14 protein-coding genes are annotated in these 21,434 nt (G+C 37.9%); 6 read left to right on the top strand and 8 right to left on the bottom strand.

Annotated features, from left to right (window positions below; translation table 11 throughout):
• The first annotated feature begins 301 nt into the window (after positions 1–301).
• The 5 genes from C8D70_RS12045 to C8D70_RS12025 all read left to right on the top strand — a co-directional run bounded on the left by C8D70_RS12045 (position 302) and on the right by C8D70_RS12025 (position 8,547).
• Positions 302–3,127: a TonB-dependent receptor gene (locus C8D70_RS12045; protein ID WP_110367472.1), complete on the top strand. Its 2,826-nt coding sequence runs from the start codon at positions 302–304 to the stop codon at positions 3,125–3,127.
• 9 nt (positions 3,128–3,136) lie between these two features.
• Positions 3,137–4,441, top strand: coding sequence for a DUF5690 family protein (locus tag C8D70_RS12040; protein ID WP_076595248.1), 1,305 nt, complete (start codon positions 3,137–3,139; stop codon positions 4,439–4,441).
• Between the two features lie 11 nt (positions 4,442–4,452).
• Positions 4,453–5,607 carry a TIGR03364 family FAD-dependent oxidoreductase gene (locus C8D70_RS12035; RefSeq protein ID WP_110367471.1) on the top strand — a complete coding sequence of 385 codons (1,155 nt, stop codon included), beginning with the start codon at positions 4,453–4,455 and terminating at the stop codon, positions 5,605–5,607.
• 7 nt (positions 5,608–5,614) lie between these two features.
• The gene (locus C8D70_RS12030) at positions 5,615–6,283 is read left to right on the top strand and encodes a phosphonatase-like hydrolase (protein WP_110367470.1); all 669 of its coding nucleotides are present in this window, start codon (positions 5,615–5,617) and stop codon (positions 6,281–6,283) included.
• Positions 6,284–6,693: 410 nt separating this feature from the next.
• A complete protein-coding gene (locus C8D70_RS12025; RefSeq protein ID WP_110367469.1) occupies positions 6,694–8,547 on the top strand; it encodes an alkaline phosphatase family protein in 1,854 nt (617 codons plus the stop codon).
• Between the two features lie 76 nt (positions 8,548–8,623).
• Here the strand turns inward: C8D70_RS12025 and C8D70_RS12020 are convergent, their stop codons facing one another.
• From C8D70_RS12020 to C8D70_RS12010, 3 genes are read right to left on the bottom strand one after another with little or no spacing between them, the layout of a single operon-like run.
• Entirely contained in the window at positions 8,624–9,109 is a 486-nt protein-coding gene (locus C8D70_RS12020; RefSeq protein ID WP_110367468.1) for a GNAT family N-acetyltransferase, read from the bottom strand.
• Between the two features lie 14 nt (positions 9,110–9,123).
• Complete coding sequence (locus C8D70_RS12015; protein WP_110367467.1) at positions 9,124–10,539, bottom strand: PLP-dependent aminotransferase family protein; 1,416 nt, start codon at positions 10,537–10,539, stop codon at positions 9,124–9,126.
• Between the two features lie 42 nt (positions 10,540–10,581).
• Positions 10,582–10,950 carry a hypothetical protein gene (locus C8D70_RS12010; RefSeq protein ID WP_110367466.1) on the bottom strand — a complete coding sequence of 123 codons (369 nt, stop codon included), beginning with the start codon at positions 10,948–10,950 and terminating at the stop codon, positions 10,582–10,584.
• Positions 10,951–11,154: 204 nt separating this feature from the next.
• Here C8D70_RS12010 and C8D70_RS12005 point away from each other — a divergent pair, with 204 nt between their 5' ends.
• Positions 11,155–12,447, top strand: a complete 1,293-nt coding sequence (locus tag C8D70_RS12005) for a DUF389 domain-containing protein (RefSeq protein WP_083688786.1) — start codon at positions 11,155–11,157, stop codon at positions 12,445–12,447.
• Positions 12,448–12,500: 53 nt separating this feature from the next.
• Here C8D70_RS12005 and C8D70_RS12000 read toward each other — a convergent pair whose 3' ends face one another.
• From C8D70_RS12000 to C8D70_RS11980, 5 genes are all read right to left on the bottom strand, one after another.
• Entirely contained in the window at positions 12,501–17,300 is a 4,800-nt protein-coding gene (locus C8D70_RS12000) for a DNA repair ATPase (RefSeq protein WP_110367465.1), read from the bottom strand.
• A gap of 154 nt (positions 17,301–17,454) precedes the next feature.
• Positions 17,455–19,476 (bottom strand): flotillin family protein, encoded by a 2,022-nt coding sequence (locus C8D70_RS11995; protein ID WP_076595240.1) that lies wholly within the window; start codon positions 19,474–19,476, stop codon positions 17,455–17,457.
• Positions 19,477–19,602: 126 nt separating this feature from the next.
• Complete coding sequence (locus tag C8D70_RS11990) at positions 19,603–20,259, bottom strand: hypothetical protein (protein ID WP_076595239.1); 657 nt, start codon at positions 20,257–20,259, stop codon at positions 19,603–19,605.
• A 3-nt stretch (positions 20,260–20,262) separates the two neighbouring features.
• Positions 20,263–20,964, bottom strand: a complete 702-nt coding sequence (locus tag C8D70_RS11985; RefSeq protein WP_110367464.1) for a PspA/IM30 family protein — start codon at positions 20,962–20,964, stop codon at positions 20,263–20,265.
• Positions 20,965–20,983: 19 nt separating this feature from the next.
• On the bottom strand, positions 20,984–21,379 hold the full coding sequence (locus C8D70_RS11980) for a molecular chaperone Tir (RefSeq protein WP_076595237.1): 396 nt from the start codon (positions 21,377–21,379) through the stop codon (positions 20,984–20,986).
• Positions 21,380–21,434 lie beyond the last annotated feature (55 nt).

The following is a 21,434-nucleotide window of genomic DNA, read 5'->3' as shown; positions in this document are numbered from 1 at the left end:
TTTACAAATATGCAACTTTTATTTTTCTGTTTTCTTCCAAGATGAACGAAATATTAACCAAAACACTCCTGTTTTGAAGCAATTCTCTATTTCATAAGTATATGATATTATTTACAAAAAACGTTGTATGAGTGATCTCTAAACCTGTTTTATCCAATTTTCAAAGATCAGATTCAATGCTTTTCAAACTAAAATAGCTGTAACAAATGGCGTTTATTTGTTAAACAATACTTAACATAAAATATTTATATATATTAAAATTATTAGCGTGATTTGCATAAAAAATTTAATATATGTAAAAATGAAAACAAAATTAGAGAAATTACTTACCCTTGTTTTTGTCTGTTTCATGGTCTTTGTTTCAGCGCAGAAACAGTTAATTATAGGAACTGTTCTTGATGAGAGCCAGCCTCTCCCTGGGGCAACAGTCAAAATAAAAGGCTTATCCAGAAATATAACAACCGATATTGAAGGAAAATTTGCCATCAATGATATCAAAGAAGGTCAATATACATTACAAATCAGTTATATTGGTTATGAATCTTCAGACATTACTATTGATCTGAAACCGGAGCAAACGGTTGATCTGGGAATCATTAAACTTTCCCAGCCCCGAAAAAACATTGATGAAATAGTAGTGACCGGAACATTGAAAAATACGGAAGCGAGAGCGTTGAATCTTCAGAAAAATGCAATCAATATTACCAATGTAATTGCCTCAGACGGAATCGGAAAATTACCGGACAGAAATGCAGCAGAAACCGTACAGCGTGTGCAGGGAGTTTCTATTGAAAGAGATCAGGGAGAAGGAAGGTTTGTTTCCCTCAGAGGACTTCCGCCATTCTGGGCATCCACAACCATTAATGGAAACAGACTTCCAACGGCTGAAGAGGAGACAACCTCCAGAGCTACTGCATTTGACTTTTTCCCTACGGAACTGATCTCCTATGTGCATGTAAACAAATCATTTACTCCGGATATGGAGGCCGACGGAATTGGCGGCGGTGTGAATTTCATCACCAAAACACCACCCATGAAAACAGAGTTTAAAGCAACGATTGGAAGCGGATATAATGTCAAAGCCGATAAAGGGGTCTACAACCTTGGATTTTTATATGGCGGAAGAACAAAAGACAAAAAATTCGGGTATCTTTTCAATTTCGCCCACTTCATAAGAAACTGGTCTACAGACAATTTCGAGGCCAGAAGAAGTGGTGATGAAGGCGTTTTCAGACTGGAACTCCGTGATTATAACGGGGTGAGAAAGACAACAGGAATTAATACGGCTTTTGAATATGTACTTTCTCCAAAGACAACTTTCTATTTAAAAGGAATGTATGGGACATTATCAGACGATGAAACCCACTACAAGCATAGAATCCGTTTTGATAAATTCAGCAGTGCGAACAATACGGCAAGAGTGGAGCTTCAGAACATTCACAATTTATTGATAACGGAACTTACGTCTGCTTCCCTGGGAGCGGTTCATCAATTAAACAAAGGAAAAATTGACTGGGATCTCTCTTATTATGACAACAAATTCAAGTATGGAAACATCCCAGACAAACAGAACAATTCTTATTATGTCATCAAGTACACTCAATCCGGTGTAGGCATCAATCCTGATTATATTTCCAATCATGGAAATGGACCTAGAGCGTATTGGAAAGCAGATGGCGGGAAATTAGATTATAAAAATCCGGATGCTTTATTCGGTTTTTACAGTGATCCGAACTTTAAAATGGATGCTTCCCAAATGAGATTTACAGATCTTGAATTTTACAAGGTTTTTGTAGAGGAAAAGGATAAAATCGTAGCGGCTTTCAACCATGAGATCAATGCATCTGATAAACTGACTTTAAAATATGGTTTTAAATACCGTGATAAAGAGCGTAATGCAAGATTCTCCGATATTTTCTACAACTGGAGCAGCGGAACAGCACCTCTTCTGTCTGATTATTCCCAATACATCACAACACAGCCTAATGGGCCGAAATATTTAAGTGAAATGAATGCTCACATCGGAAATACATTTGGTCCGGTACTTTCTACCACAGGAATGAACCAGTTCTGGTATGACCATCAGGGAAATCTGAAAATCAACACAGCAGATTCCGAAGCGCTGGAATACAATAAAGCTCTGGGAAGGAACTTTGATGTGTTTGAAAAACATGCAGATGCTTATGGAATGGCAACCTATAAACTGAATGACAAGATCACCGTTTTAGGAGGAATCAGATTATCCAATACCAATACAAAAGTGAAAGGTTACAGCGTAAATGATAATGTACTGACACCGGTAGAAAATACCAAAAACTATCTGGCCGTTCTTCCGATGATTCACTTGAAATATACTTTAAACGATAAAGCTAATCTTCGCTTTGCAGCAACAAGAACTTTCTCAAGGCCCAATTTTGGAGATCTGACTCCGGGAGGAACTTATAGTGAAGCAGATAACGAATTCAAAGGGGGAAATCCCAATCTTAATCCTACCTATTCTTTGAATTTTGACCTGATGGGAGAATATTATTTCTCCAACGTAGGGATTCTGAGTGGCGGTGTTTTCTATAAATCCATTACAGATCCTATTTTCCAGGATTCTTTTATCGGAAACTATAACGGAAACAACGGCGTACAATTTACCGCTCCTAATAATGGAAAAGCGGCATGGCTGGGAGGAATTGAGCTGGGAATTAATAAAAGATTTGACTTCCTTCCAGGGCTTCTACAATATTTCGGGGTACAACTGAATGCTACATTCATGACTTCTGAAATGGAAAAACCAAGCGGAAGAACGGTAGCCCTTCCCTATCAGGCAAAGGAGTTATACAATGCGCAGCTTTTCTTTGAGAAAAAAGGATTCAACGCAAGGCTTGCTTACAACTACAAAGGGAAATATGCAGTAGAATATGCCGAGGAAGATATCAACGATTCTTATTATGGAAAATACAGCAATCTTGATTTCGGAGGTTCTTATCAGTTTACCAGATATCTGACTTTATACGCGGATGTGAACAATATTCTGAACAAACCGCTGATCTATCACTTCGGAAAAAGTGAAGACCGTCCTGAACAGGTAGAATATTACGGAGTACGATTCAATCTTGGAGTAAAACTGAACTTCTAAACCCTTATCATGGCCAGAACCATCAATAAAAAAACATTAGTAACACTGAAGGCCGCTTTCGCCGCTTTCGGTGTATACTTCTGCATGTACGGCTTCAGGAAACCCTTTACTGTAGCTTCTTTCGAGGGACTTTCTTATTTCGGGGTAGATTATAAGATACTGATTATCATTGCACAGGCAGTAGGCTATTTTATTTCAAAATTCATCGGGATCAAATTTATTTCTGAACTAAAACCCCAGAAAAGAATTACTTATCTTTTTACTTTCATTGCTATTGCTGAGCTTGCGTTGTTGGGGTTTGCAGCCGTTCCTGCTCCTTACAATATTCTGTTTATGTTCATCAACGGAATTCCGCTGGGAATGATCTGGGGAATTGTTTTCTCCTATATCGAAGGGCGAAAAACCACGGAAATTATTGGTTTGTTTTTATGTTCAAGCTTTGTCGTTTCTTCAGGATTTACAAAGTCAGCAGGAAAATTTTTAATGGATACATTTTCCATTTCCGAATTCTGGATGCCATTTTCTGCCGGACTTATTTTTATTATTCCATTGATTTTATTCGGATTGCTTCTTGAAAGAATTCCCCAACCTTCGGAAGAAGACATTTTGCTTAAAAATAAAAGACAGCCGTTGAATGGTGCAGAAAGAAAAGCACTGGTTCAAAAGTTTTTTGTTCCGATCGTGTGTATCATATTTCTTTATATCAGCTTAACCGTTTTAAGAGATTTCAGAGATAACTTCAACCGGGAAATCTGGGACGGACTGCATTTTAATTTAGACAGTTCTATTTTCACCTTAACAGAAATTCCTATTGCGGTGATGGTACTTGTGATTTTAAGCTTTATGGTGAAAGTGAAAAACAATAAAAAAGCGTTTGCCTGCTATCATTATATTCTTTTTGCAGGAATTCTTACGGTAGGACTTTCTACCTATCTGTTTCAGCAGGGTTATATGGCACCTTTTTTATGGATGACAATTTCAGGTTTTGGAATGTACATTTGTTATATTCCTTTCAATGGAATCTATTTTGACCGGATGATCGCGGCCTTTGAAATCAAAGGAAACGTTGGTTTTCTGATCTATATTGTAGATTCATTCGGATATCTGGGAAGTGTGCTGATCCTGCTGTATAAAAACTTCGGATCGGCTCAGACTTCGTGGTTACATTTTTATATCAACTTGAATTATATCATCACCATAACAGTTTTCGTTCTTTCGGTGGTTGCATTTCTGGCTTTCAGGAAGAAATCAAAGCCGAAATCAAACTCAAACTCTAATCAATTCATCAATTTCGATACGTCGAAAATTTTATAAATTATAGAACAATGACAACAAAATTTGATTTAATCGTTGTAGGAGGTGGAATTTTAGGAACATTCCATGCTTATCATGCGCTGAAGAAAAATCTTAAAGTAGCTTTACTGGAAAGAAATTCTGTTCCTCAGGGAGCCACAGTAAGGAATTTCGGACAGGTAGTCCCTTCCGGAATGGATCTGAAATGGCAGAATTTCGGAAGGGAAAGCCTGACTATATACAATGAACTTCATGATCAGGCAGATCTTACCATCAGGCAAAACGGATCTGTCTATATCGCATCCAATGATGAGGAGCTTCAGTTGATTGAAGAACTATATGAAATCAACCGAAATAATGATTATGAATCTGTTTTATTATCCAAAAACGACTGCATCAAGAAATTTGACGGTCTCCGTTCGGATTACTGCAAAGGAGGTCTGTTTTTTCCGCAGGAACTTTCTGTAGATTCTGCAGATATGATTGTAAAGCTTCACAAGCTGCTTCAGGAAAAAATGGGATTGCAGATTTTCTATAATACTACAGTGCTGGAAACCCATGAAAATGATCAGAAATGTACCGCTGTAACTGCAGACGGAATAGAATTTTATGCATCTAAAATCATCATCTGCGGCGGGCATGAGTTCAAAACTTTATATCCTAAAGTATTCAATGACAGCGATCTGGAAGTGAGCAAACTTCAGATGCTTCAGACCAAACCCCAGGGAATCTATTCACTTCAGGGAAATATTCTTACCGGACTTTCCGTGAGAAGGTATGAGTCTTTTAGCGAGTGTCCTTCTTTTCAGAAAATCAAGGCTTTGGAAGATCCTAATTCGTTTGAAAAGAAATACGGAGTGCATATTTTATTCAAGCAGGCCCTTGACGGCTCTGTGATCATAGGAGATTCTCATGAGTATGCGGATGCTAAAAATGCGGATGATCTGGGATATGATCTTAATATGGAGATTGATGAATTTATGATTCATGAAGCGAAGAAAATCATTGATCTTCCTACGTATGAAATTCAGAGAAGATGGTTTGGGATCTATTCCCAGTGCAAGACAAAGGATATTTTTGAGCACAGCCCATCTTCCAACATTCATATTGTAACGGGTATCGGGGGAAAAGGAATGACGGGAAGCGGTGGCTTCTCTAAGTTTAATATTGAAAAAATTTACGCATAACATTTACATGAAAAATATAGAATTATTAGTTCTGGATATGGCCGGAACAACCGTTGATGAAGATAATGTAGTCTACAAAACACTTACCCATGCTGTGAATGATTACGGTTATACAGTAAGCCTTGAAAAAGTATTATCCAGCTGTGCCGGAATGGAAAAACTGGAAGCCATCACAAGTCTTTTAAAAGAAATTAATGGAAATGAAGAGGATGCTCCTGCCATTTTTGAGAATTTTTCCGATCAGCTAAAAGAATCTTATAAAAACCTTGAGGTAAAACCCATCAACGGAACAGAAGATTTTCTGCTGAGCATGAGGTCTCAAAACAAAAAGATCGTTTTAAATACAGGATATACATCAGAGATTGCGCATCAGCTTTTGAACAAACTTAACTGGAAGGAAAGCATTCATTTTGATGCTTTGATTACTGCGGACGACGTTTCGGAAAGCCGTCCAAGCCCTGAAATGATTCATCTCGCAATGAAGAAATTCAATATTACGGAAGCCAATAAGGTTTTAAAGGCAGGCGATTCCGTTATTGATATTGAAGAGGGCAAAAATGCAGGCTGCGGACTTACAATAGCTGTTCTATCAGGAGCTCAAACCCAATCAGAGCTTGAGAAGGCGTCACCTGATTATATTCTGAATACTATTTCTGAGGCTGAAGATCTTCTTTAAATACATCTTTTTCAAATTATTTTTAATACTTCTTGACACAAACGTTTTCATGGATACTTCTATTGAAAATGTTTGTGTTTTTAACCATCCCGCCAAATTATAAGTTTCACAGAGGTTTACACAAAAGCTAAGTGATTTGGCTTTTGTCATTCTGACGAAGGAAGAATCTTACTGATCTTCCCAATATTAGATTCTTCACTACATTTCATTTCGTTCAGAATAACACTTTTGAAACAGTCTCGGTTTAGTATGGCCAATTGAAGGTTTTAGAATTCTTTTTTCTAAACTTTTTAATTATCAAATAATTAACTTTCAGTTCACAAATGTTTACAAATAGTAAACTAATTTTACAATATTTAAAAATAAATTACTATTTGTAAATATTTATAATTCTAAAACCTTATTTTCCCATGAAAACAAAACTATTCTCAATGGCTGTTGTTATGAGCTGTTTCCTTGGAGCACAGACTAAAAAAGTCCTTTTTATCGGAATTGACGGATGCCGTGCAGATGTCATGATGTCTACGCCTACTCCTAACATTCAAAACCTCATCAATCAGTCCATTTACTCTGTTGATGGACTTTGCGCTGCTACTACCTGGAGCGGAAACGGATGGAGCACTATGCTTACCGGAGTATGGCACACCAAACACAATGTTCAGGACAATAATTTTACCAGTCCGAACTTCGTTAATTACCCTGATTTCTTAACAAGAGCAGAGACTTACAACGCTAATTTGAGAACCATTTCTCTGGCTCACTGGTCGCCCATCAACGATAAAATTATTCAAAACGCTGATGTAAAGACTAATCTGGCAACAGATCTTGCGGTAAAAAATGCTGCCGTAAATGCCCTGCAGAACGACAATCCTGACATCCTCTTTGTAGATTTTGATGATGTAGACCATGCAGGACATTCTTACGGGTTCTCATCCACTGTTCCTCAGTATGTAAATTCTATTAAGACAACAGATACTTATATTGGTGAAATTGTAACTGCAATGAAAAGCAGGCCTTCTTATAATAATGAAGACTGGCTGGTAGTTCTTACTACAGACCACGGTGCGGTAGACAGCTCTCACGGAGGCGGAAATCTTTCTGAAAGAAATATTTTTACGGTGTATTCCAATCCCGGATTTACTCCTCAGCAGATCAGCAAAACAGTGCTGGAATCCAATAAAACATTTAATCAATTGAATTTCCCTGCAGGAACTTATGCAAAACCAGCCAATCAGACTCCTTTTAATTTTGGCGCGAATCAGGATTTTACCATTGAATTTTGGGTAAAGCCTAATGCAGCTTACTCCAGTGATCCGGTAATGATCAGTAATAAAAACTGGGCTAACGGAAAAAATAAAGGATTTGTTTTCTCTGGTTATTCAGGTCAGACTTTAAAGATGAATATTGGGGACGGAACTAACAGAATTGACCTTGTAGGCGGAAAAGTAGAAACCAATAAATGGAAACATATTGCAGCAAGCTTTGACAGAGATGGTCTTGTAACATTGTATGAAGATGGTGTTCCGGTAACTTTTGCTAAAATGAATACGATCGGAAATATTGATTCCGGACTTCCTTTGACCTTAAATCAGGATGGAACAAATACTTACGGAATCAATCTGGCGGCTTCTTATAAAGATGTAAGAATCTGGAAATCGACCCTTCCCAATGATGTCATCGTGAACTGGGCTAATCAGGACATTACCCCTTCACATCCTTATTATTCTCAATTATTAGCCAATTGGAAATGTAATGGCACATCAGGAAATACGTTGGCAGACTCTAGTCCGAACACCAATGATATGACTGTAACGGGTTCTCCTTCTTATAATGCGGTGACAGTTAATAACTTCAAGGTGTATGATTATACCTCAACAACAAGAGAAACAGATCATTTCCCTACTGTATTGAACTGGCTTTGTATTCCGGTGCAGTCTTCATGGGGAATAGATGGAGTTAACAGGATTCCGGCATGTACCAACGAAGTATTGGCGGCAAAAGAGACGAAGGTAATTACTGATGAGTTTACAATATATCCCAATCCAGTTTCAACATTCATTGGAATTCAGTATCAATCTGAGGATAAGCAAATTAAAGCAGATATCATTGACAGTAAAGGGGCTCTTGTTTTCACATCACATTTGCAGTCTTCAAGAGGTTTTTATAATGAAAAAATCAGCATTGGAAATCTTCCGTCCGGAGTGTATTTCATTAAAATCAACGGAAGCAAAAAAACACTGACAAAGACTTTTATCAAGAAATAAAACAGTAAAGCAATTAGATTTAAATTTGATATTAGAACAAGGATATTCCTATCCGGGTTCTAATATTTTTTTTTGTTTACGTATTGAAAGTCAACTCCATTCTGACATCTGCACGGTCGTACTCAGCATGACCGATAGGGGTATGGATAAAGCCTAATTTTTCGTACAGTTTTATGGCCGGAACCAAAATAGAGTTGGTAACTAAAAAGATTTTTTCTGCATTTAATGCTCTTGCTTTTTCTACTAAAGCATTTCCCAGCAGATAGCCTAATTTTTTTCCTTGAGCCTTAGGACTTACGGCCATCTTTGACAGCTCAAAAGTAAGAGGATGATCTTCCGTTTTTACCAATGCACAGGTTCCTACCGCTTCTTCATCCAGCAAAGCAAAGACAATGTGTCCTTCTTTATTTAAAATTTCCTCTTCCGGATGATCCAGCAGCTTATAATCACCTGCTTCCATTACAAAAAACATTTTGATCCATTCTTCATTCAAAGCTTTGAAAGCTTCTTTATACTGAGATTCATAGGCCACAATTTTTACATCATTTTTACTATCATTCATCGCTATAAGGTTTATTAAATTCTGTTTTTTATCATTTTTCCAAGCTTCTCCAGGTCACTTTCCACCCTGTCTGTCCACTCTAATGCATAGTTCAGACGCATACAGTTCTGATACTGATTATATTGTGAAAACATCCTTCCGGGAGCAAAGTTTACTTTCTGACTAACAGCCAAATCATAAAGATCTTCTGTACAGATTCTCTTATCCAGTTCCAGCCAAAGCATAAAACCGCCTTTAGGCTCTGAGATTTTTGTATTATCGGGAAAATATTCAATCACCGATTTCTGGATCTGGAGATAATTTGCATACAGCTTTTTCCTGAACATTCGGAGGTGGTGGTCATACCGTCCGTGAGCAAGGAAATCAGCAATCACATCCGAAAACAAAGATGGTCCGCTTACCGTCTGAACCAATTTCTGACGGATGATTTTTTCTTTAAATTTTCCGGGGGCAACCCATCCTACTCTAAAGCCCGGAGCCAATGTTTTGGAAACCGAGCCTATCCACATCACAATTCCTGCTTCATCATAAAACTTACAGGGTTTTGGTCTTCCGGCTCCGAAATAGATGTTACCATAGACATCATCTTCTACCAAAGGAACATTGTGTTCGGTAAGCATTTTCACCAATTCTTTTTTGTTTTCATCCGGCATCTGGAATCCAAGTGGATTATTATAGTTTACTACAAAACAACATGCAGACAGCTTTGGAAGCACTTTCTTTAGAGCATCCAGATCCACTCCTGTGATAGGATGAGTTGGAATTTCTACTGCCTTCAACCCTAATAAATGAATGGCCTGCAGAATTCCGAAATACACCGGACTCTCCACCGCCACCGAATCTCCCGGTTGCGTCACGGCCATTAAGCAATTATAAACGGCATTCATCGCTCCGGAAGTAATAACCAGATCATCTTCTGTGATTTTCCCTTCCATGACCATGGACCATTTGGCAATTTCCCGACGCAGAACTTCGCTCCCCTGCACGGGTTCGTAATTGGTTCCGCTGTCGCTTTTCCTTTTCATCACGTCAATCATGCATTTCTTCATCTTCGCTACCGGAAGAAGACTTTTCCCCGGAATTCCAAGGGCAAACTGTGTAACATCTGTACCACCAATACTCCCGAACACCTTGTCAATAAGATCCTGAGGGGTGTTGTTCCCTTCTGAAACCTTCATCTGAGTCACAGAAGGCAGCGCCAGTTTCCGCTGGGAAGTCTGGCTTACATAATATCCATATTTAGGACGTGATTCTACCAGAGAACGGCTTTCGAGTTCCATATACGCCTGTTTTATGGTATTCAGACTTACATTATATAATTTCTGGGCACTTCTCAATGAAGGCAGCCTGTCTCCAAACTGCAGGGTTTCACTTTTAATCTGCTCTGTGACAGAATTGGCTATTTTAAGGTACAGCACATCTTTAGACATAGAATCAGGGGTTTTAAGTAAATGTACAATTTTATCCTGTTTTTATTCAGGATTCAGCCAGCTGATCATACTGCTGATACTACTTTTCAATTGTTCCGGATCCTGAAAATTGGGTGTTTGATTATTTCTGCAATATCTTTCTGCCCGGGAAGAAAAGTTTCTTTTTTCTGCTTCTGTCATGCTGTTTTTATCATAGATTTTAAAAGATATTTTTTCTTTTTCATTGACGATAAGACTGGCAAAAGCAATGACTTCCCTATCATTTTTAGCCAAAAGAAAAGGAAGTCCGAAACTGTGGTCTGCTTTTTTCAGATGCTGTGTTTCCAGAAAGATATTTTTAAGCATCAACATGTCTGATATATAAGCTTCAGCATATTGAAACTGTTTCTGATGTTGAGTAATTGTTTCCATATTTTCTTCTTTAGCTAAACAAAATTATGGCGTATTTAATTTTGGATACAGATACAGAAGTATCTAATATTATGGATACAGATTATGAATGAGTTCTCTTCTCAAGCAGATTTGTATGCCAAGTTTTTATTTTATAGAACAGACAGAAGGTAAAGATTACATTTAATTATGTATTTTTATTTTCAGAAAAAGATCAAAAATATAATGGTGGGAAAATTTTTTAGATTTATCAATCTTCATTTTGGAGAGGAAGACAAGCAGAAAGTTCTTGAAAACGTTACCGAAAACATTTCTTTTCGCGGTTCCAATTTATGGATTTTGGCGTGTGCAATAGTGATTGCCTCCGTGGGTCTTAATGTAAACTCCACTGCCGTCATTATCGGGGCCATGCTTATATCTCCTTTAATGGGACCTATAGTAGGAGCAGGATTTGCATTGGGAACCTATAATTTTCAATTGCTGAAGAGATCTATGAAAAACCTATTGATAGCCACTCTGGTCAGTTTATTGGTTTCTTTCATTTATTTTTCCTTAAGCCCGTTTAAGGAAACTCAATCAGAGCTTCTGGCCCGTACAGCCCCAAACATTTACGATGTCCTTATTGCCTTTTTCGGAGGACTTGTTGGAGTTATCGCCATTACAAGGGTAAAACAGGGAAATCCTGTTCCGGGAGTGGCCATTGCCACGGCTTTGATGCCTCCTCTCTGTACTGCAGGATATGCGCTTTCTGTGGCTAAATGGAGTTACTTTATAGGTGCTTTTTATCTTTATACCATCAATTGTTTTTTTATTTGCATCGCTACGTTTCTTATTATCAAATACCTTAGATATCAACCGGTAAAACTTGTTGATCGAAAATATGAAAGACAGATCCGGTTTGGGATCAGCGCATTAATTATCATTATGATCCTTCCCAGCTCATATCTGGCTTATAACCTGTTGAATGAAAAAAAGTTTAGCCAGAGTGTTGATAATTTTATCAATAATGAGTTTACACAGAAGGGATATACTATGATTTATAAAAAAGTAAACTATAATTCTTCACCGAAGAAAATAGAATTAGCTTTTTTATCCAAAAAGTTTGATAAGAAAGAATTGGATTCTATTAATCAAAAACTTAAAAATCTTGGAATATCCAATACTGAACTTATTATAAAACAGGATGCTACAGATCTGAAATCCGAAATATTGAATGAAATTGGCCAGCGAAATAGTGCAGTATCTGAAAAAGATCTTATTATCAATCGTTTAAGGCAGCAACTGGATCGTTATACCATAAAGGACTCCAGTCTCATAAAAGAAATCAATATTCTATTTCCTGACTTTAACCATATTTCTATTGGTAAAGTAACCAATTTTCCGAATACAGACAGTGCCAATGTAAGTACCGTTGTTCTCTATCAATCTGAAAAAGAAGAAAAAGAGCAGGAAGAAAAAATGAAGAAATGGATTTCTGAGAAGCTTTCTGATAAAAATGCCAAGGTAATCCGTCAATAAAAACATAAACTGCATCACTTAATGGATGCAGTTTATTTTTATTCTTCACAGGGTTAATTTTCTTTTCTGAGAACCTCTTTAATGCCTTCCAACCCATCTCCAAATTGGGCAAGCAGCGCTACAATCTGGGACATTCTATCATTTTCTCCAAGACCTTTTAAGGTTTTATTTTTAACAAAGGTTTTTCTGATCTCATTCCAGCGTTCGGTTTCTTCTTCTGAGAGAATTCCTATCAGCTCTTTCAGTTTCAGCATATTGGCTTCTGCCCCTGTTGTCAGCGTCTGAGATTCATTCTGATAGTGATCCAGGACGATCTGGATAACTTCATTGTCTTTCAGGATAGGCTGTATCTGTGTTATCAGTTTATTCATATTACGGTAAGATCCCTGCAGCTTGAATGAGGGTTCATTTCTGTAATCGTCTGACATGGCTGCAGAGGCAATATATTCTTTGTTTACCTTCAGCACCATATTTCTTACCCTGATTGTATTTTTCAGTACTGCTCTGAAATCCGATATTTCACTGGAGCTGAAGTTTCCTTTCAGGTTGTCAGCAGGATGATCTGTAATCACACAATCATAAAGCTCATACAGGTTTTCAATTCCCGGATTGGTCAGTCTGGTCAGATATTCGTTGGACATCAGGGCATTTTCAATAAGGCTCAGGTCGAAAAGATCTGTTTTTGATCCGGATATTTCTCCTAAGTTGTAAGTATCTGAACGATTGGCCAGCATGTCCGGAATTTTAAATTTTTCTCCACTCTCCGTATAAGGATTCCCCGCCATTACGAGACAGAATCTCTTGGATCGGAGATCGTATGTTTTACTTTCTCCGTTGTAGATTCCTTCAATTTTTCTCTGTCCATCTGCCAGTGAAATAAATTTCTGTAAAAACTCAGGATTACAATGCTGAATGTCATCAAGATAAAGCATGACATTATCTCCCATTTCCAGGGCGAGATTCAGTTTTTCAAGTTCCTGTCTCGCCCCTGCATTTTTGGCTTCGGATGGATCTGTTGATACGATATCATATCCTAACGACGGTCCGTTGATCTTCATGAAGACCAGTCCCATTCTTTCGGCCATATATTCCATCAGGGTAGTTTTTCCATATCCAGGCGGAGAGACCAGAAGAAGCATTCCCATTCTGTCTGTTCTTTTATCGGTACCGGCAGTTCCCAGCTGCTTGGCAAGGTTGGCACCGATCAGAGGGAAATAGACATCATTGATCAGTTTATTTCTCACAAATGAACTCAATACCTGAGGTTTGAAAGTATCAAGTTTCATCGCTTTTTTCTTTTCATCCACCCAGCTGTACTTCAATTCCTGAAGCCGTTTGTATTTAGGAACGGTAACCGTATTAAAATGACTAAGACGGGATACAAATTCAAAGTAGCTAAGATGGTATTCCGTATCTTTTTCAAGAGACTTCAGTTCTTTTATGGTGACTTCATAAGAAATGTATTTGATATTATTCGGATCAAACTTCTGACTGATGATAAATACTGCTGCCTCCTGTATAATATCTTGGCCAGCCCCAGAATTAAAGGCTTTTAGCGCGCTTTCTGCAATATAATAACATGCCTGAGGGTATTGATACATTGCCTGCAACTGGCTGATAAACTCCAGGTCTTTGCCTTTTTCCTTCAGTTCTTTCATGAAAAGTTCATATAATCCAGCCGCTTTTTCTGAGATCAGGAAGTTTTCTTTGTCTTCCTGTTTAAGGTATATGGCAGCATTGATACAATCCGTTTCTTTAAAAACACCATGGGCCGATGCAAAAGATTTCATTTCCTCCGAAATTTCTCTGATTAAATACTCAAATCCCTGTTTTACAGTGAATGATTGAGCAATAATAGCGGCTGCTTCAAACTGTTTGGTATAATATTCTTTTCTTTCACTTTCCAGGAAAAACCAGAAAAGCTGTGCCAGTGCTCTTTCCTGTGCAGTAAACCTCATCAGTCCCAATTCATTGTGCATCTGCTGAAGTTTCAATACAATTGTCTCAGCATCTTTATCATGAATTCCTTTTACCAATCCTTCTCCGAAATGCTCTGCTGTAAACTGCTGTACAGCCTTTTCGTTTTCAATCTCTGAAGTTATTTCCTTGTGAGCGGAAAACACATTCCAGGCAAGATATTCAAATCTTTTTACCGTGCTATTTTCTGATACAAATTCCTGATTCCAGACTTCTTTGAATTCATCTGCTGTGAAATTCAAAGGTTCATAAAAGCTTGTTCCGGTAAGGTGATAGTAATATTGGGCATTTCTAAGCACCAAAGTAAGATCCAGCTTCTGCTGATTGACTGCAAATTTATAGTCTCCCAATGCAATGACGCTTTCTCCGTCTGCATAGATCTCTTTTTTATCTTTAAGCTTTCTTACCGCTTCTTGTTGTAATGTTTTTAACAGCGTCTGAATTTCCTCAGATTTTGCTGAATCTTCCAGCTCTGCAAGCTGTCTTGAAAGATCCTTCACTTTCTCCACCATCAGATCAGCTGCAAAGTAACCGTTGATCTCATTTTCAGAGTCAAAAGATTCTGCTTTGGTCTGTACAGATTTCAGGATTCTCTGCGCAGCATCAAAAAGATTCTGAGTCCTTTTATTTCGTGTTTCGGTAAGTTGTACTCTTTTATTCTGGAAATGTCCGTAAACTTCTTCTCTTTTAGTTCCTATCTGCTGGATAAATTCTTCGAAATCAATAAATTTCGTTTCCATTTCTTCCAACTGGATGGAAAGTTTGGTGAGATATTCATCACATTTTTCCGGAGTTTGCGAAAGTTCCAGAAAATTGATCACCGATTGGTCAAACAGGGTAATCTGAGCCTGAAAATCTGAAGCGAGTTCTTTTCCTGAAATCTCTCTTTTTCTTTTGCTGAGCTCCAGCCTTTCCTGATTCAGCCTCGCAAAAATCAGAGATATGTTTTCAATAATCTGGGTAGACTGGGAGGTGTCTTCAATTTTAAGGTTATTGACAATATCCACCAACAATTCCAGCTGCCCGGAAAGGAGATTGATATTTTCTTCAATTGTTTTGGCATCAATGGCTTTCTGCAGTCCAATAATATCTTCGGAAATCTTCTCAGCTCTTTCTTGATAAGGTAATAATGCTCCCTCCTGAAGCAGAAATTCCACACAGGCATTTGACAGTTCTGTATAACGGTCTGCAAGAGATTTTTCCAACGCATCCAGCAAAATTGTGTCTGCATATTTAAGCGCTCTTGCTCCCGTCACTTCTCCTCTTAAGGCTCTGATCTGAGAAAGAGCATCAATATATTCAGTAAGCTGAGAATAGTGAAGCCTTTTGGTATCATCAAGAATTTTATCACAGGACAACTTTATTTTTTCTAAAGTTTCCTCTGTATTTTTCCTTTGTTCTACTACTTTTTCGTACTCATTGATGGCCGAATGCGCAATCGCTCTGATCTCTTTCAATGGCTGATCCAGTTTCTGAACCTCATCTTCACCAAGGAAATAATAAGTATCCAGAATAAAGGTGGAAAGCTTTACAATATCATCATACAAACCGCTGTAAGAGTCTTTTTTGTTCAGAAGAGTGATCAGCTCCTGGCTCTCTGCCATTACTCTTACAATATCTTTATTTCCTATTTTGTAAAGTAAACTGTCAGCTTTATCCGCATTAGGCAGCAGTTCTTTAGAAAAAGGAGTCTGCCAGATCTGAGCCAAATGATGCTTAGTGGTTTCAATACTTTCTCTGAGATAGATCAGTTTTCCATCATTGAGAAACGTAAATCCACTGCATCGGATTGGTATTTCGATGGTTTGGGTGATGATATTATAAGAAATCAACTGATAATTGTTGGTTTTATCATCGTAGAAAACGTATAAAAAATTTTCTCCGTTAGGCTCAATAATTGTTTTGAGATAGTAAAGTCTGTTCTGATCCTGAGAAATTACTTTTAATCCACCGGTCTGCAGGGCATATCCGTTTGAAAACAATACCCCTTGATTTTCCGGAAGCAAAAGCCCTGAATATTTAAGGGCATCTGCTCTGGAAACGGTCTTTTCTTTGTGGTTATAAATAAAATAGCGTTCTGTTTCCTGATAGGGTTTTATTTTAAACAAAACAAGATTATCGAGATCACAGAAATGAATCTCAGCATCGTCCAGATTCTGATCTTTATGAATAACATCTTCAGAGTAAATTCCTTTTCCTGTATCTGTATTGTCTTCTACTTTGATGGTAATATCTCCACCAATACTTTCTACGAAAACTTTATCTGCTAAAGAAATATGAGGATGTTTCCCAGATCTCTGCATATCTCTCGTGGCCTTTGTCCATACAAAACCATGCTGCTGAGGGTAAGAGGTCTCGGAAGCACTTCTTGAGTCTACATAGACCAGTTGATTTTCTTTGACCAGCCATTTAAAGGCTTTGATATCTGTGGTACTTTCGGACAGCTGGAAAACCATATACAGATAGTTTTCGGTGAAGGTAAACCTGGCAAAGAAAGTATTTCTGTAATATTTGTAAAGGTTTTTGAACTCATCAATGAAAACCTCATCATTGATCAGGGTTTGAAGCTGAGGTTCAAACCGGTCATTATTAATTGTATATATTGAAAAAACGTCCGAAATATTGATCTCCGTCTGAAGTCCCAGGTGGGCATTAAACCCGAATATCAGGTGATCACCCAGTGAATAGATATCTTTGGCTATACAGCTGTGATCCGTTGAAATTCTTTCATTGGCAATGAGTGAAAAATCTACCCCGCCAAATATATTTTTACGGTTTTCATTAAGCTGCTGAAGTCTCTGAATCAGGTTATTCTTCTGCTCATTTAAACGGTTCTGAATAATTTCGTAAGTTCCGGAATTAAGTTGTTCTGACATCGTTTTTATTTAGGTTGTCATCACTGCTGTCTCACAGCAGATATTTGTATAACTTGTGGTACTTTGAAAATTTTTTGATATAAACCTTATAGGTTTTTAAAACCTATAAGGTTTGAGGCTTAGAATCTCTTAAAGTATCTAAAGCACTCTTGCATTATATATGGTTATTGTTCACCGGCTTGTTTTCCACGCCCAGGTGTTTCGCCATATCCAGCGCTCTTTCCAGAATTCCTTTTTCCTGATGAGAGGCAACGCCGTTCAGTTTAAAGATCAAAGAAGCAATGCTCATATTTTTGATGTCATCAGATGAGATTTTGTATTTATCTACCATTCCCATCACTTTTCCGATGATGTTTTCCCCATCACCCAGAAGGTTTTCTTTTACAATCTGCGCGTTTTCGCTGTGGCTGATGAATTTATCCAGTCCTTTTCCTGCAGAAACCTGTCTGATAACATTGTCGAAGAATGTATTATCACCTCCTACGATATCAATTTTTGCAGATTTGAAAGCTTCCGCCAATACCATAGACTGCGCTTCTGCGATATCTTTCTGAATAGCGATCTGAGCCAGTTCCACATCTTTTTCTTTGGCAAGCTGAAGACGGAATTCTTCGTGGTCTTTACCGGCATCATTCAGTTTCTTCATGGCTTCTGCTTTCTCTGTGATTCCTGCTGCTTCTGCCAATGCTTTTTCTTTGATGACTTCTGCCTGGGCAATTCCTTCTTTTTTATTGGCATCTGCTTTTTTCTCAATCACTGTAGCTTCTGCAACTCCCTGTCTTTCTGCAGCATCTGCTTTTGCATGCATTACCTGAGCTTCTGACAATCCTACGGTTGCTTCTTCTTTTGCTTTAGCATCTGCAATAATCTTACGGGCTTCTGCTTCTTTTTCTGCGGCATCTCTTTTCGCCTGTGCTTCAATGACATATTTCTGCGCATCTTTTTCTGCTGCCAATCTGCGGGATTCTGCGGCTCTTGTTTCCTCGATCAGTTTTTTCTCTGCTTCCTGAGTGGCAACAGTAATTTCTACCTGCTTATTTCTTTCTGCTGTTTTGAAGGCTTCCAGATCTTTGATTCCCTGCTGCTCTTCTACAACGGTTTTTTCCATTGTCAAACGTTCACGGATCGCATCCTGAATACTTTTTTTCTCCAGCTCTATGGCTTTCTCTTTTTCAATCTGGGCAAGAGAGACAATTCTTTCTCTTTCTGTAGCTTCAAGGGCTTTATCTTTCAATACTCTTTCGGTTTCTACCAGATCTGCACGTTCTTTATTTTTAGCAGCGATAACGACCTGACGGAGTTTATTTTCTTCAGCAATCTGCAGTTTTTCTTCTGTAGCAATGCGAACAGTTTCATATCTCAGACGTTCTTCTTCTTCTACTTTCAGAATTTCTGCATTTTCACGGGCTTTGATATTGGCGACTTCTCTTTTTTGAGATTCTTCTTTTTCTGCCAGCTGTTTTTCAAGCTCAAGAATGGCTTCTCTGGCTTCTACATTTTGTTTTGTAATGGTTTTTTCTTCATCACGGCGAACCTGATTGGCTTTAATATTTTGGGTCGCTGTCAGTTCTGTGATTTTCTTAATCCCTTCAGAATCAAGAATATTGTCTTTATCTAATTTATCAATGGAAGTCTGCTCAAGGTAGTCTATGGCGCAGTCATCCAGCACATATCCGTTAAGATCTGTTCCGATGATATCAAGGATTTCCTGACGGAATTCGCTTCTTGCTTCATATAATTCTGTAAAATCAAATTTCTTTCCTACCGTTTTAAGGGCTTCTGAAAATTTTGCTTCAAAGAGTTCCCTCAACGTCTGGGCATCAGAAGCACGCTGACAGCCAATGGTTTGACCTACATTCACAATATCATCCACTGATTTGTTGACGCGGATAAAAAATGCGACCTGAATATCTGCTCTCATATTGTCTTTGCAGATTAATCCAGCTCTTCCCTCTCTCGAAATCTCCAGTTTTTTTACAGAGATATCCATAGATTCCATACGATGAATAATGGGAATGACAATACCTGCATTAAAGAAGACTTTTGTACCTCCATAACCAGTTCTTAAAATAACGATTCCCTGAACGGTTTTTTTATACATCGATAAAATCCAGAAAATCAATCCGATTGATGCTACCACAGCAACAACAATTCCAGCAATTAAAGGTAAGTTCATAGTTTTATAAGTTTATAGTTTATATATAGATTGTGTTTTTTGTTTTTATAGAAATTGACAGATGATATCCAGGATATAGTTCATCAGAATCAAAAAAATAGTTATCATGGTTATTAGTTCTTATTTTTAATATCTTATTGACCGCTGTACATAGTAAATCCTTTTTTCGGGTTCTTCATCTACAATCATAACACGGCTTCCATGTTCAAGTCTGCTTCCGTCTTTACTTCTTACCATCAGCGTCATAGGATCACTTCCGATAAAGACTTCCATCATGCCTATTTTATCATCCTGAATGCTTGATTTTAAGCGTCCTTCTCTTCCTAAAAAGGCATATGATAATTCACCTTTATGATTGATTTCCTTAAAAAAAGGGTTCAGAGGCTTTAAAATTATTCTTGTTAATAGCATTCCTCCGATCATTAATGGAAAGAGAATCAGTATTCCTGCCCAGGTAGGAAGTGGAATGAAATAATTCAGATAAAATGATCCCAGCCAGGTGATCAGCAATGAAAGGGTAAGAAAATACGTTACCGGAACAATATCCAGATTAAGAAATTTCAGGAAATGCATCCATGCCGAAGGGTCGTGATCAGGGGTGTGAAGATGACCATCCGGAACGTCTATATCTGCATCTGTATCCAGATCGGAATGAATCCCAACATCGATATCCAGCCCTGTAAGAATGGTAAAGAGCCAATACACCACTGAAAGCCCCAGAAGAACTGTCAGCACCGTATTCACCGGAGAAAATGCTACATTTAAAAATTCCTGAAAGGTCATATATTAGCCTTTTTTAAGTGTTTCTTTTAATCTGTTTAAGGCTTCTTCAGCCTTTTTATCACTATTGTTCACTATAGCATCTATTTCTTCATCAACGCTTTTTCCTGATTTTGAAAGGTCAGAATAGGCTTCAGCAAGGGCTTCCTGCTGTACAACACGATCTTTCAGTTTTTCCAGCATGCTTACCGTGCTTCCGGTATCCATCTGGGTCATCTTCTGATTGATATCTTTCGTAGCTTCACTTACCTGAACTCTTGCTTTCAGGGTTTTCAATTCATTTTCCCATTTGGTAATACTTGATTTCAGGTGATTGATATTTCCCTGCATCTTTTCGCATTCTTCGTACAGTTTTTCATGTTCTTTCTGAAGAGCATCTGCATTTTCCTGAGAAGCAGTTTGTCTTTTCAGGGCTTCTTTAGCAAGACGGTCTGCTTCTGCCGTTCCTACCTCTCCTTTTTCTGCTCTCTGAACAATGACTATAGCTTTATTATAGTAATCTTTGGCCGTCTGCCCTTCTGTTTCCGCTTCATTCTTTTTCCGGATGGCAAGCGCTTTTAACTGTGCAAGTGCTTCTATGCTTTTTGCCAGCTGTTCTTTCATTTCACGGATTCCCTCTTGCGTTAAATTGATTGGGTCTTCAAAGTTTTCGATCACAGAATGGATCTCTGCCTTTCCTATTGTTAACAATCTTTTGAAAATGTTCATTTTAAATATCTTTTGTGAATTACTTACTCATTTCTAGCATTTCTGTTGTAAATTCCCCCACAAGGATTCCCAGAGAATTGATGGAAGCCATTACTTCGTTTTGTGCCATATTATCGGTAGGAAGTGTGTCTCTGAAAATCACACGCCTTCCTGTACCGTCCAATGCAAATGCTCCGTGAACAATGTCCCTGTTTTTCTGAAGCAGTCTCAGGAATATTTTTTCTGACGGGTTTTTGATTTCAAAAAGAAACTGTTCCATAATCAGAATAGAATCTGATATTATAAGGATCATGTTTTTTATCCCGTTGGATTCTTTTTCAATGATTAAGATTCTCTGAGCTTCATCCTCCAGCGTGATGTTAAACTCATAATCTAACAACCACTCTTTGACCGTTCTGAATATTTGATTTCTCATGATGGCTGGTTTAGTGTTTTATTTTTTCGTCTACACAAATATAAAATAAAATTTT

Source organism: Chryseobacterium sp. CBTAP 102 (genome assembly GCF_003201365.1).
GTDB lineage: Bacteria > Bacteroidota > Bacteroidia > Flavobacteriales > Weeksellaceae > Chryseobacterium > Chryseobacterium candidae.
Note: the sequence above shows the minus strand (reverse complement) of the source record. Positions and strands in the feature narration are given on the sequence as shown.